Raw genomic sequence first — 11,442 nt, 5'->3', positions numbered from 1 at the left:
GCCACGGCAAGTTTCGTGATGGATCACGGCCGCTTCGGCCCGCACGGCGCGCGCGCCGAACCGCTCGGGATGGACTTCGCGTTCCATGACGAGAAGGCACGCATGAAAGTGCTGATCATGGTGTCGCGCTTCGGCCATTGCCTCAACGACCTGCTTTACCGCTGGCGCATCGGCGCCCTGCCGATCGACATCGTCGGGGTGATCTCCAACCACCTCGACTACCAGAAGCTGGTGGTCAATCACGACATTCCGTTCCACTACATCAAGGTGACCAAGGCCAACAAGGCGGAGGCCGAGGCGCGCCAGATGGCGATCGTCGAGGAGACGGGCGCCGAACTCGTGGTGCTGGCGCGCTACATGCAGGTCCTGTCGACGCGCATGTGCGAGGAAATGGCCGGCCGGGTCATCAACATCCACCATTCCTTCCTGCCGAGCTTCAAGGGCGCCAACCCCTACAAGCAGGCCTTCGCGCGCGGCGTGAAGCTGATCGGCGCGACCTCGCATTATGTCACCAGCGACCTCGACGAGGGGCCGATCATCGAGCAGGACACGGTGCGGGTGACCCATGCCCAGTCGCCGGACGATTATGTCTCGCTCGGCCGCGACGTGGAGAGCCAGGTGCTGGCCCGTGCCATCCACGCGCATATCCACCGCCGCGTCTTCCTCAATGGCAACAAGACCGTCGTCTTCCCGGCGAGCCCGGGCAGCTACGCCTCCGAGCGCATGGGCTGAACGACAGACCGGCCTCTCGACGACAAAGGCCGCCCGATGGGGCGGCCTTTTGCATCAAAGTGGAAAATATTTCGCGCAAATCTTGTAAAAAACTGCGCAAAAATTGTCGTTATTTGACGCGCGCGATGCAGAATTCGACGGCTTCGGCCATCGCATCTCGCTGCGGGCCGGCCGGAAGTTTTTCGAGCGCGGTCAAGGCTTCCTCGCCGAAGGAGCGCGCCCGCACCACCGTATCGGCCAGCGCGTCGGTCTCGTGCATGATCGTGATCGCGGTTTCCAGATCGCCGTCGCGGACGTCGCGCGCCTCAAGGCAGCGCTGCCAGAAGGCGCGGTTTTCCTCACGCCCCCGGGCGATGGCCAGAATGACCGGCAGGGTGATCTTGCCCTCGCGCAGGTCGTCGCCCGTGTCCTTGCCAAGATCCGCGGCCGAACCGCCATAATCGAGCGCATCGTCGACAAGCTGGAAGGCCAGGCCCAGCGCCATTCCGTAGTCGCGCGCGCCAGCGCGGTCCGCCTCGCCAGCGTCGGCGATGACCGGCCCGACCTCGGCGGCTGCGGCGAAAAGCGCCGCCGTCTTCGCCTCGATCACCTGCATGTAGCGCTCTTCGCTGGTGCCCAGATCCTGCGCCGCTCCGAGCTGCATGACCTCGCCCTCGGCGATCACCGCCGAGGCGCTCGACAGGATCCGCAAGGCCTCGAGCGAGCCGACATCGACCATCATCTTGAAGGCCTGGCCGAGCAGGTAGTCGCCGACCAGCACGCTCGCCTGGTTGCCCCACAGCTTGCGCGCGGCGAGCTTGCCGCGGCGCATGTCACTCTCGTCGACCACATCGTCATGAAGGAGCGTCGCGGTGTGCATGAACTCGACGCTGGCGGCGAGCCCGACATGGCCCTCGCCGCGATATCCGAACAGGTCCGCCATCGCCAGCGTCAGCATCGGCCGCAGCCGCTTGCCGCCGGAGGAAATCAGGTGCCGGGCGATCTCGGGAATGAGCTCGACGTTGGATCCGGCCTTCGACAGGATCAGCTGGTTCACAGCCTCCATGCCGACGGCTGTGAGGTCGACCAGATGCTGAATGCTCGCCGGCTCGGACCGGGTTTCGCGCAAGGGAACCACCACACCCACGTTGAACAACCTTTTCCAGATACGTGTCGCCGGGACAATAGGTCTCGCCCCTGCCCACGGCAAGCCGTCTTTCGCTCTACGCACTGTTGAAGACATCGGACCCGACACATCAGCTGCCGCCATCACCATGTCGCAAAACCGGCGTTCGTCTTGTATGGTGCGGCACCGCGAACACGGACAGGAAATCGAGTACATGGTTCCTCTGCTGCGTACCAACGACATGGTGCTGATTTCCTTTGTCGAGGCGCTGCTCGGCGATGCCGGAATCGGGCATCTCGTCCTCGACGGCAACATGAGCGTGCTGGAGGGCTCGATCGGAGCCATTGCGCGGCGCGTGATGGTGGTGGAGGAGGACCAGGGCGCGGCCGTGCGCCTTTTGGTCGCGGCGGGGCTCGAACACGAACTCGACCCCTCCGCCCTGAAGAACGGGCGGGCCGCCGGCGCATGACCGGCGGGAACGATCTCGCCGGCCAGCCGGCGGCGGAAACCGAAGAGATCACCAAGGATGCCTTTCTGGGCGGCCTGGTGCAGCTTCTGCAACCGGCACGCGGCCGGCACCGCGCCGGTCTCGACGCCGTTTATCTGGCCGCCGCCGTCCCGGCCGGGACGCAGGGGCATGTGGTCGATCTCGGCTCCGGCGTCGGCACGGCGGGCTTTTGTCTCGCCGCCCGGCTGGCGGATGTGCGCGTGACGCTGGTCGACCGCGACCGCTTCGCCCTCGACCTTGCCGCCTGCGCGCTCGAACTGCCGGAAAACGCCGCCTTCGCCGGCCGCGTCTCGATCATCGAGGCCGATATCGGCGCCAAGGGCAGCGCCCGGCACGCCGCCGGCCTCGTCCCGGCCTTCGCCGACCACGCGATCATCAACCCGCCCTACTATGCCGACGGCCGCTTTCGCGCTTCCCCCGCCGATGCGCGGGCCGGCGCGCATGTGCTCGACGCGCGTGGCCTGGAACCATGGGCACGGGTCGCGACTGACATTGTCCGCGAGGGCGGGTCGCTGACCATGATCTTCCGCGCCGACGGGCTCGGCGAATTGCTGGAAGCGCTGAAAGGACGGTTCGGCGCCATCGACGTGATCCCGCTGCGGCCGCGACCGGAAGCGGCCGCGACGCGCGTGCTGCTGCGCGCAATCCGGGCAAGCCGGGCGCCGATGCGCCTGCTGCCGGGTTTCGTGCTGCACGAAGGCACCGGATCCGATTTCACCCCCCAGGCGCGCGCCATCATGCGCGAAGGCGCCGGACTGACGCCGCCGCCGCCCCGCTGAGACGCGGCGCCGGCGACATTCCGGGCTGCAGGTATTCGCGGGTTTTGGAGAGCCAGGACCGCACGCATTAAAACATGATTGTAATAATCATATTTTATGCCTACCCTCCTTGCAATCAGGATTGAGGGTTTTCATGGAGTGGCGGCTCTCCCAAACGGCACAGGGCAACATCAAGTCGCTGCTGCTGATTTCGTGCCTCGCCGTCGCATCCTATCTCATTTTTACTCTGGGAGAATACCCGCCAGTTGTAGCTATAATCATCTTTGCATTATCATACCTAATATTCAGATGGGTAGAACTGTGCAAAATCGGAATAAAGTATATCAGTTATAAGTTTTATTCCTCTGTATATTTTGCATTATTTTCAATATACGCCTTCCATAGATTTGATAATGACAATTATCCGATTCTGAATTTTCTTTATTTCTTCACCGGCATCAGCCTCTTCCTGCCGTTCTCTCTCGAGCTCGCCTTGGGCTTCTATCGGCGCCGCAAGTAGCCGCACGGCCGAAGACGCCCGTCCATCTCAGCTGAAACGGCTCCCGTCCGGCGGGGCATGGCACCACGCCACGCCCCGCGCAATGGACCGCAGACAGGACCGATCCGTCAGTGGATCGGGTACTCCGCATCCAGGAGACGCCAGTCGGACGGCCCGATCAGGTCGCGATGGCAGATCCGGACGGAATGGATCTTGCCGTCGATGTCGCGTTCCCAGAATGTCAGGAAGCGCTTCAACTCCGGAAAGACAGGAGCCTTGTCCTGCGTCTGCCAGAGAAATGTCTGCAGCAGGCCGGGATGGTCGGGCATGTGATAGAGGATCTGGGCGGTGAGCAGGCCGTAACCCTCAAGCTGGCGCGAAAAATCCGACGAAGCCATGATCGGAACCTCCGTAACCTCTCCCCGCCAACAGTGTCCGGAATTCATGCTTAACGAAGCGTTAATCCCCCGAGAGCGGACCTCCGGCAGATCGCCCACTTCCAGATACCATGCCATGTGTGCCTCGGCCTTTAGGACACCTGACAAGTCATGCGCCCTCGCACTATGGTGTGCCTCAGGATGACAGCTTACGGAGACCAGATGACCTCAACGCCGCTGCCCGCCTCGATCGACGATACCATGGCCCTGCTCGACGGTGAGGGCTATGTCGGCGATCGCGCACTCGCCACCGTGCTGCTGCTCGCCCTCAAGCTGAAGCGGCCGCTGTTCCTGGAAGGCGAGGCCGGCGTCGGCAAGACGGAGATCGCCAAGGTGCTGTCGCAGGCGCTGGGGCGCGACCTGATCCGCCTGCAATGCTACGAAGGGCTGGACATCTCCACCGCCGTCTACGAGTGGAATTACGCGGCGCAGATGGTGGAGATCCGCGTGTCGGAAGCCACCGGCGACACCGACCGCGATGATCTCTCCCGCAGCGTTTTCGGCGAGCGGTTCCTGATCCGGCGGCCGGTCCTGCAGGCGCTGCAGCCCTCCGTCAAAGGTGCTCCGGTGCTGCTGATCGACGAACTCGACCGCGCCGACGAGGCGTTCGAGGCCTTCCTGCTGGAGGTCCTGGCCGACAACCAGGTGACGATCCCGGAACTCGGCACGATCCGCGCCGAGGAACCGCCCATCGTCATCATCACCACCAACCGCACCCGCGAGATCCACGACGCGCTCAAGCGCCGCTGCCTCTATCACTGGGTCGACTATCCCGACGCGGAACGCGAGTTGGAGATCGTCCGGCGCAAGGTGCCCGGTGCCGCCGAACGGCTGATGGCCGAGCTTGTCGCCTTCGTCCAGATGCTGCGCACCGACGAGGACCTGTTCAAGCAGCCCGGCGTTGCCGAGACGCTCGACTGGGCCACCGCCCTGACCGAGCTGAACGAGATCGCGCTCGATCCCGACATGGTCTCCGACACGCTCGGCGTGCTGCTGAAATACCAGGACGACATCGATCGTGTGCGCGGCTCGCGCGCCCGCCAGATGATCGACGAGATCCGCCGCGACATGGAGCGCGCCGGACAGGAAACGGTGTAGCCCGAATGGCCGATCAGGCAGGCACGGCCGAAGGCGGCGCGCCTGGGGGGAACGGCGCTTCCGCCGGGCGCATCACCGAAAACATCGTGCATTTCGCGCGCACCCTGCGCCGCGCCGGCATGCCGGTGGGGCCGGCAAGCGTGGTCGATGCGGTGCGCGCCGTCGAGCTTGCCGGCATCCGCAACCGGGACGATCTCTACTGGACGCTGCACGCCGTCTTCGTGCGCAAGCGCGAGCACCGCATCGTCTTCGACGAAGCCTTCCGCATCTACTGGAAGTCGCGCGGGCTGGTCGAGAAGCTGTTGTCGATCCTCTCTCCCGTCGCCCCGCCGCGCGGCGAGGCCGAAAAGCCGAAGGCAGGCCAGACCCGCGTCGCGCAGGCCTTCCAGGCAACCCGTGACCGCCAGAGCACCCAGGAGCGCGAGGAACTGGAGATCGACGCGCGCTTCACCGTGTCGGGCCGCGAACTGCTGCAGCGCAAGGACTTCGCCCAGATGAACGCGGAGGAGATCCGCGCCGCCAAGGCCGCGCTGCGGCGCATGGTGATGCCGATGGAGAAGGTGCGCCTGCGCCGCTTCGTCACCGCGCCGCGCGGCCGCATCGACCCGCGCCGGACGCTGCGCGCCTCGCTCAGGACCGGCGGCGACATGATCGACCTGCGCCACAAGCGCCCCGACATGCGCCGGCCGCCGATCGTCGCGCTCTGCGACATTTCCGGTTCGATGAGCCAGTACACCCGCATCCTGCTGCATTTCCTGCATGCGCTGACCGAAGAGCGCCGCAACGTCCATACGTTCCTGTTCGGCACACGGCTGACCAACGTCACCCGGCAGCTCAGGATGAAGGATCCGGACGAGGCACTGATCGCCTGCACCGAGGGCGTCGAGGACTGGTCGGGCGGAACCCGGATCGCCACGGCACTGGCCGAGTTCAACCGGAAATGGTCGCGCCGGGTGATGTCGGGCGGCCCCATCGTCCTGCTCGTCACCGACGGGCTGGAACGCGATACAGACGAGGATCTCGCCCGCGAGATCGACCGGCTGCACCGCTCCTGCCGACGACTGGTCTGGCTGAACCCGCTGCTGCGCTTCGACGGCTTCCAGGCGCGCGCCAAGGGGGTCCGGGCGATGCTGCCGCATGTCGACGAGTTCCGCTCGGTGCATTCGCTCGACACGGTCGAGGATCTTTGCCGGGCGCTCTCCGGCAGTGCCCGGCCGGACGGATCGGTCGACCCGCGTCACTGGCTCAAGGCGGCGGGCTGACGAGCCGGCCCCCGGTTAGAAGAACAGACGCCAGAGAAACGGCACCAACAGGGCGGTGGCGATGGCATTCAGCCCCATCGCCAGCCCGGAAAAGGCTCCCGCCGTCTCGTTGACCAGAAGCGCCCGCGAGGTGCCGATGCCATGGGCGGCGACGCCGATGGCAAAGCCCCGCGCCCGCCAGTCCCTCACCCGGACCAGGTCGAGCACAAGCGGCCCGAGCGCCGCGCCCAGGATGCCGGTCAGAATGACCAGGACAGCGGTGAGCGAGGGGAGCCCGCCGAGCGAGGTGGCAATGCCCATGGCGACCGGCGCGGTCGCCGACTTGGGAGCCAACGAGGCCAGCGTCGCGTCCGAGGCCCCGAGAAACCCGGCAATGCCGACGGCCGAGACGGCCGCGAAAGCCGAGCCTGCCACCAGGCTTACGGCAATCGCCATCGCAGAGCGGCGTACCCGTTCGATCTGCCGGTAGAGCGGAATGGCAAGCGCCACCGTCGCCGGGCCGAGCAGGAAATGCACGAACTGCGCGCCGTCGAAATAGACCGAATAGTCGATGCCTCCGCCGACCAGCAGTCCCGCGATGATCGCGACCGCGATCAGAACGGGATTGACCAGCGGGTGGTATCCGGATCTGCGATACAGCGCAAAGCCGGCCTGGTAGGCGACAAGGGTGACAGTCAGGGCGGCCAGCGGGCTGGCCGAGAGATAGACCCAGATCTGCTCAAGGGGCGTGCTCATCGGCCGCCCTCCCCGTCGGCCGATGCGCCGGTTTCGCCTTTGCCCCCGCCCTCCCCGCGCAGGGTCCATTGCATCACCAGTGCCGTGACCGCGACGGTCGCGAGCGTCGAGACGATGAGGGCCGCCGAGATGGCGACACCCTCACGCCCGAGCAAGCCAAGATGGAGGACGACACCAACGCCGGCGGGAACGAAAAGAAGCGCCAGGTTGCGCAGCAGCGCGTCCGCCGTCGCAGCCAGCTCCTTGTCCTCGCGCTTGCGCAGCATCAGCCAAGCGAACAGCAGCACCATGCCGACAACCGGCCCCGGCACGGGCAGGCCCGATGCCTCGACCAGGAGTTCTCCGGCAAGCTGGCAGCACAGGATGAATGTCAAGGCGCCGAGCATTTCGCGTCCCCTTTTGCGGATCAAGTCGACAACAGTGCATCATCAAATGCCGGAAGCCACCACCCGGCTCCTCACCGAAATGCCACATTCTCGGCAAGAGCCTGCCTTGAAATCGCCAGCCCCTCCATTCATCTCAAGTATAGGGACGTGGAACCGAAAGCTTGTCTTGTGCGTTCTCTTGAAAGAAGCGCAAGGTTCGACGGATGCCGGAGATGATGATGAAACTGACGGAACGGACGATGCAGTCAAGCAGGCGAGCGGGCGCAGTTCTGCCTGCAGTGGTTGCCTGTGTTCTTGCAACAGCAACGCTGTTCGCACTCGGCACGGCCGTGCTCGACGCCGGCAGGATGAGAGCTGCCGGCCCGGCGATCGCGCCGACGCCGGCCCTTTCACGCGCGCAGCTCCCGCTATCTCCGAGCACCGCAACGCAGGCGGTCAGCCGGCACGGGGTATCAGCCTGGCACGGAGCTTCCTGACAAGGCGGCGCAGCTTGCGACTGAGCAGCTTGCGGATTTCCGACAGGCTCGGCTCCTGGCCCGTCACCGTCGTATGCAGCGACTTTCCGGTCCAGGGATTGGATGTCAAACGGCCGGTGACCCGCACTGACCCGTCATAACCGAAGAAGATATGACCGACATCCGGGCGGGCGGTATCCAGGTCGACCGCCGTCAGTCCAAACGCGTCAAGCAGGTCGGTCCGGCAGAAGATCAGGTTGGTTTCGGTCGCATCGATGAGATCGTAGCCCTTTTCGCGTCCCAGCTTGTAGAGCGCCCCGGCGGAATTTCCGATATAGCTGCCGATCGGCTGTACGTAGTCGGACGAGTTGGGGATGGTCGGATTGTACTCGATGATCACGATTTTCGGCCGATAGTCCGCAACACCGCTCCAGACGGCATGATCGTCTGAATCGATGTCGATCGACAGGACATCAAACTCCTTGGGACAGGCTGTTCCCGCCAGGATCGCGTCGAGCGAATTGCCGCCTTGCGGCGCGACGAACACGTTGCGCGCATCGATCCGCTGAGGATCGACATTGGCGAGAAGGTCCTTGAACCGGTCCGGATCGCCCTCGATGTAACAGCCTTCCAGCCGAGCGTCTCGTAGAGATGGAACGTGTTGCTCTTGAAGCGCCCGTCCCAGGCACCAAACTCGACGAAATAGCCCGGGCCGCCGCCCGTACGCGCAAACAACGCCTCAAGAAGCCCGTCCTCGCCGTCCTGGCTGTGTATCACGCGCCGCAGTCCTGCCAGCATTCCCAAGCCTCCCACTCCATCATTCCGGTGCCTGACTGCCGGAGAACGACGCAGCAAAGCCGGCCGATCACCGACGCCACATCGCGTTTCCCTGAACTTCCAGGCAGCGGAAGAGGATCAGAACTCCAGGGTGCGCGCAATCGGAAAGCGGGAATGCTGGTGAAGACACACGCGTTTTCGGGACACTGGGCAATGCGGGGACAACCCGTTGGCCGTCAGTTCACGGCGACGACCGGGGTACGCACGTTCACCCGGCGAAACAGGTCGGCGATGTCGCGGTTCTGCATGCGGATGCAGCCATAAGAGACGGCACGGCCGATGGAGCCGGGGCGATTTGTACCATGGATGGCGAACTCGCCACCGGCCAGCGTCATGGCGGCAACGCCCATCGGATTGTTCGCCGCACCGCCGGGAATGACCGCCGGCAGATGCGGCAGGTCGCGCTTCACGACAGCCGGCGGCGACCAGGCGGGCCGCACATGCATGCCGCGGATGAAGGTGCGTCCGGTCCAGGCCTTGCCGCGTTTGCCGACGGCAACGGGATAGCGCAACGCCGTTCCGCCGCGCTGGACGAGATAAAGCCGCTTCTGGCTGTTGCTGACGACGATGGTGCCGGGCGCGAAACGGGCATCGGAAAAGGAAACAAGTTCCGGCGCCGCTGCCGCCGCATGGCTCCAGAAGGCCAGTCCGATCGCCAGGTAGATGGCGACCATCGCCCAGATTACCCTGTTCATCCGCACACCCCCCTATCGGTTGGTTTACGGAAAGTTTACGCAATAGCGCAGCGGCGGGAAGGGTTTCATGGGCGCGGAGGCAGGGATTCGCGCGACAAGGTTACGCGTTAAGGTTTACAAGGCCCGGTGGCGCGCACCGCCCGACCAGATAAAAAAGCCCCGCCCGGCAAGGCCGGACGGGGCGCATTCAGCTTCGGCTGACTGCCTGCGAGCGATTACTGCAGGTAGTCGTAGGTGCCGTCCTTCCACTCGTAGAAGACATAACCCGGCAGGGTCACGTCGCCCTTGTCGTCGAAGGACAGGTTGCCGAGAACGGTGGCGAACTCACCCTCGTTGAGCTTCCCCACGACAGCGTCGAAATCGGTCGAACCAGCCGCCTTCACGGCTTCGGCCCAGGCCTGGATCGCTGCGTAGGTGTAGAGCGAGTAGCCCTCGGCCGTACGGCCGGCGGCCTCGAGCGCATCGACGACCGGCTTGGCGATTTCGTTCTTGCGCGGGTCCGGCGAGAACGTCATCAGCGTGCCGGCACCGACGTCGCCGGTGATCGACCAGTACTCGTCGGTGACGAGCGCGTCACCCGAGACGAGGATCGTGTCCATGCCCTGCTCGGCCATCTGGCGCTTGATGAGGCCGGCTTCGGTGTGATAGCCGCCCACATAGAGCACGCCGATGTTCTCGGCCTTCAGCTTGGAGACAAGCGCGGTGTAGTCCTTCTCGCCGGCCGTGTAGGCCTCGTAGAGGGTCTCCTGCTTGCCCGCCTCGTTCATGTACTTCTTGGTCTCGTCGGCGAGACCCTTGCCGTAGGCGGTCTTGTCGTGGATGACGGCGATGTTCTTGTCGCCGAACTTCTCGGCAAGGAAAGCACCGGCGACCTGGCCCTGCTGGTCGTCACGGCCGCAGGTGCGGAACGTGCCCGGACCCGGACGCTCGTCGGTGAACTTCGGGTTGGTCGAGGCCGGAGAGATCTGGATGATGCCCTCTTCCGAATAGACCTGGCTTGCCGGGATCGACGAGCCCGAGCAGAAGTGGCCGGCGACGAAGACGACGCCCGAACCGACGAACTGGTTGGCAACCGCGACAGCCTGCTTCGGATCGCAGGCATCGTCACCGACCTGCAGCACGAGCTTCTCGCCGTTGATGCCGCCAGCTGCGTTGATGTCCTCGATGGCCTGCTCGGCGCCGGCCTTCATCTGCGCGCCGAAGGACGCGTACTGACCGGTCATCGGACCGGCGGTGGCGATCACGATATCCGCCAGCGCGGCGCTCGAAAGCCCCATGCCGATGACGGTTGCAACGCTCGCCATAAGAAGCTTCTTCATAAGATATTCTCCCCTGTTCCAGATGCTTTCCCGACCCACCCCGGGCCGGCGCTGGACCACTCTGGTCGCGGGCTTTGCGCCCGCCGACGCCCCCTTCCGGAGCCGCCATGTACCGAAACACTATCGCCTTTTCGAACAAAGTCGAGCGTTTCGGATCCTTCCGGAAGGGAAACCGCCCCCTCCCGCTAAAGCCCTGTCCTAATTGACAATGCTGTCATCCGCACCGGGACGAAGCCGCCAACCGAACGGGCTCGTTTTCTCGTAAAGCCAGCGATACTGGCTGGTCATCTGCGACGTGCGCGTCACCCGCCATCCGGCGAGTGCCAGTCCCGCCAGATAGACAAAGGCGACCAGCCAGTGCTGGATCGAAAGCAGCGTTCCGCCATAAAGCGCGAAGCTGAGGAAGCGGACCACCACCGACAAAAGGAAGGCGAACCAGACCAGCACCGGCAACGGCCGCCAGGTGAGCGCGCAGGCGCGCCCCGTCGACCATGCCGCCGCGCCGCCCAGCACCAGCGTCAGGATAATGAAACCCGCAAGGCTCGTATCGTAGAGGAATCCCATCAGGACCTCCTTAGGTTTCCGCCGCGCGGGGACGAGCGCCCTTTCCGCAACC

Annotated in this window: 13 protein-coding genes; 5 read left to right on the top strand and 8 right to left on the bottom strand. The window is 64.8% G+C overall.

Annotated features, from left to right (window positions below; translation table 11 throughout):
* The coding region (locus tag RBB46_RS21505) for a formyltetrahydrofolate deformylase (protein WP_306031106.1) at positions 1–732 on the top strand (732 nt) is incomplete at its 5' end.
* A gap of 109 nt (positions 733–841) precedes the next feature.
* On the opposite strand, the gene RBB46_RS21500 is transcribed toward RBB46_RS21505, so the two are convergent.
* Positions 842–1,858, bottom strand: a complete 1,017-nt coding sequence (locus RBB46_RS21500; RefSeq protein WP_306031105.1) for a polyprenyl synthetase family protein — start codon at positions 1,856–1,858, stop codon at positions 842–844.
* A gap of 193 nt (positions 1,859–2,051) precedes the next feature.
* On the opposite strand from RBB46_RS21500, the gene RBB46_RS21495 reads away from it, so the two are divergent.
* Together RBB46_RS21495 and RBB46_RS21490 are read left to right on the top strand one after the other, a co-directional pair.
* Positions 2,052–2,306, top strand: a complete 255-nt coding sequence (locus RBB46_RS21495; RefSeq protein WP_306031104.1) for a DUF2007 domain-containing protein — start codon at positions 2,052–2,054, stop codon at positions 2,304–2,306.
* Entirely contained in the window at positions 2,303–3,124 is an 822-nt protein-coding gene (locus RBB46_RS21490; protein ID WP_306031103.1) for a tRNA1(Val) (adenine(37)-N6)-methyltransferase, read from the top strand. Before RBB46_RS21495 ends, RBB46_RS21490 begins: the two co-directional genes overlap by 4 nt.
* Positions 3,125–3,730: 606 nt before the next feature.
* Here the strand turns inward: RBB46_RS21490 and RBB46_RS21485 are convergent.
* The gene (locus RBB46_RS21485) at positions 3,731–4,000 is read right to left on the bottom strand and encodes an usg protein (RefSeq protein ID WP_306031102.1); all 270 of its coding nucleotides are present in this window, start codon (positions 3,998–4,000) and stop codon (positions 3,731–3,733) included.
* A gap of 201 nt (positions 4,001–4,201) precedes the next feature.
* On the opposite strand from RBB46_RS21485, the gene RBB46_RS21480 reads away from it, so the two are divergent.
* Positions 4,202–5,137: a MoxR family ATPase gene (locus RBB46_RS21480; protein WP_306031101.1), complete on the top strand. Its 936-nt coding sequence runs from the start codon at positions 4,202–4,204 to the stop codon at positions 5,135–5,137.
* 5 nt (positions 5,138–5,142) lie between these two features.
* Positions 5,143–6,399: a VWA domain-containing protein gene (locus RBB46_RS21475; protein WP_306031100.1), complete on the top strand. Its 1,257-nt coding sequence runs from the start codon at positions 5,143–5,145 to the stop codon at positions 6,397–6,399.
* Positions 6,400–6,414: 15 nt separating this feature from the next.
* Here RBB46_RS21475 and RBB46_RS21470 read toward each other — a convergent pair whose 3' ends face one another.
* From RBB46_RS21470 to RBB46_RS21445, 6 genes are all read right to left on the bottom strand, one after another.
* Positions 6,415–7,134 carry an LrgB family protein gene (locus tag RBB46_RS21470; protein ID WP_306031099.1) on the bottom strand — a complete coding sequence of 240 codons (720 nt, stop codon included), beginning with the start codon at positions 7,132–7,134 and terminating at the stop codon, positions 6,415–6,417.
* A complete protein-coding gene (locus tag RBB46_RS21465; RefSeq protein WP_306031098.1) occupies positions 7,131–7,520 on the bottom strand; it encodes a CidA/LrgA family protein in 390 nt (129 codons plus the stop codon). The genes RBB46_RS21470 and RBB46_RS21465 overlap by 4 nt, the downstream gene beginning before the upstream one ends.
* A 435-nt stretch (positions 7,521–7,955) precedes the next feature.
* Positions 7,956–8,522 (bottom strand): hypothetical protein, encoded by a 567-nt coding sequence (locus RBB46_RS21460; RefSeq protein ID WP_306031097.1) that lies wholly within the window; start codon positions 8,520–8,522, stop codon positions 7,956–7,958.
* A 466-nt stretch (positions 8,523–8,988) separates the two neighbouring features.
* Positions 8,989–9,486: a L,D-transpeptidase gene (locus RBB46_RS21455; RefSeq protein ID WP_306031107.1), complete on the bottom strand. Its 498-nt coding sequence runs from the start codon at positions 9,484–9,486 to the stop codon at positions 8,989–8,991.
* Positions 9,487–9,722: 236 nt separating this feature from the next.
* Complete coding sequence (locus RBB46_RS21450) at positions 9,723–10,826, bottom strand: branched-chain amino acid ABC transporter substrate-binding protein (RefSeq protein WP_306031096.1); 1,104 nt, start codon at positions 10,824–10,826, stop codon at positions 9,723–9,725.
* A gap of 198 nt (positions 10,827–11,024) precedes the next feature.
* A complete protein-coding gene (locus RBB46_RS21445; RefSeq protein ID WP_306031095.1) occupies positions 11,025–11,390 on the bottom strand; it encodes a DUF6867 family protein in 366 nt (121 codons plus the stop codon).
* Between the last annotated feature and the right edge of the window lie 52 nt (positions 11,391–11,442).

The organism is Stappia sp. MMSF_3263, assembly GCF_030733745.1.
Lineage (GTDB): Bacteria > Pseudomonadota > Alphaproteobacteria > Rhizobiales > Stappiaceae > Stappia.
Note: the sequence above shows the minus strand (reverse complement) of the source record. Positions and strands in the feature narration are given on the sequence as shown.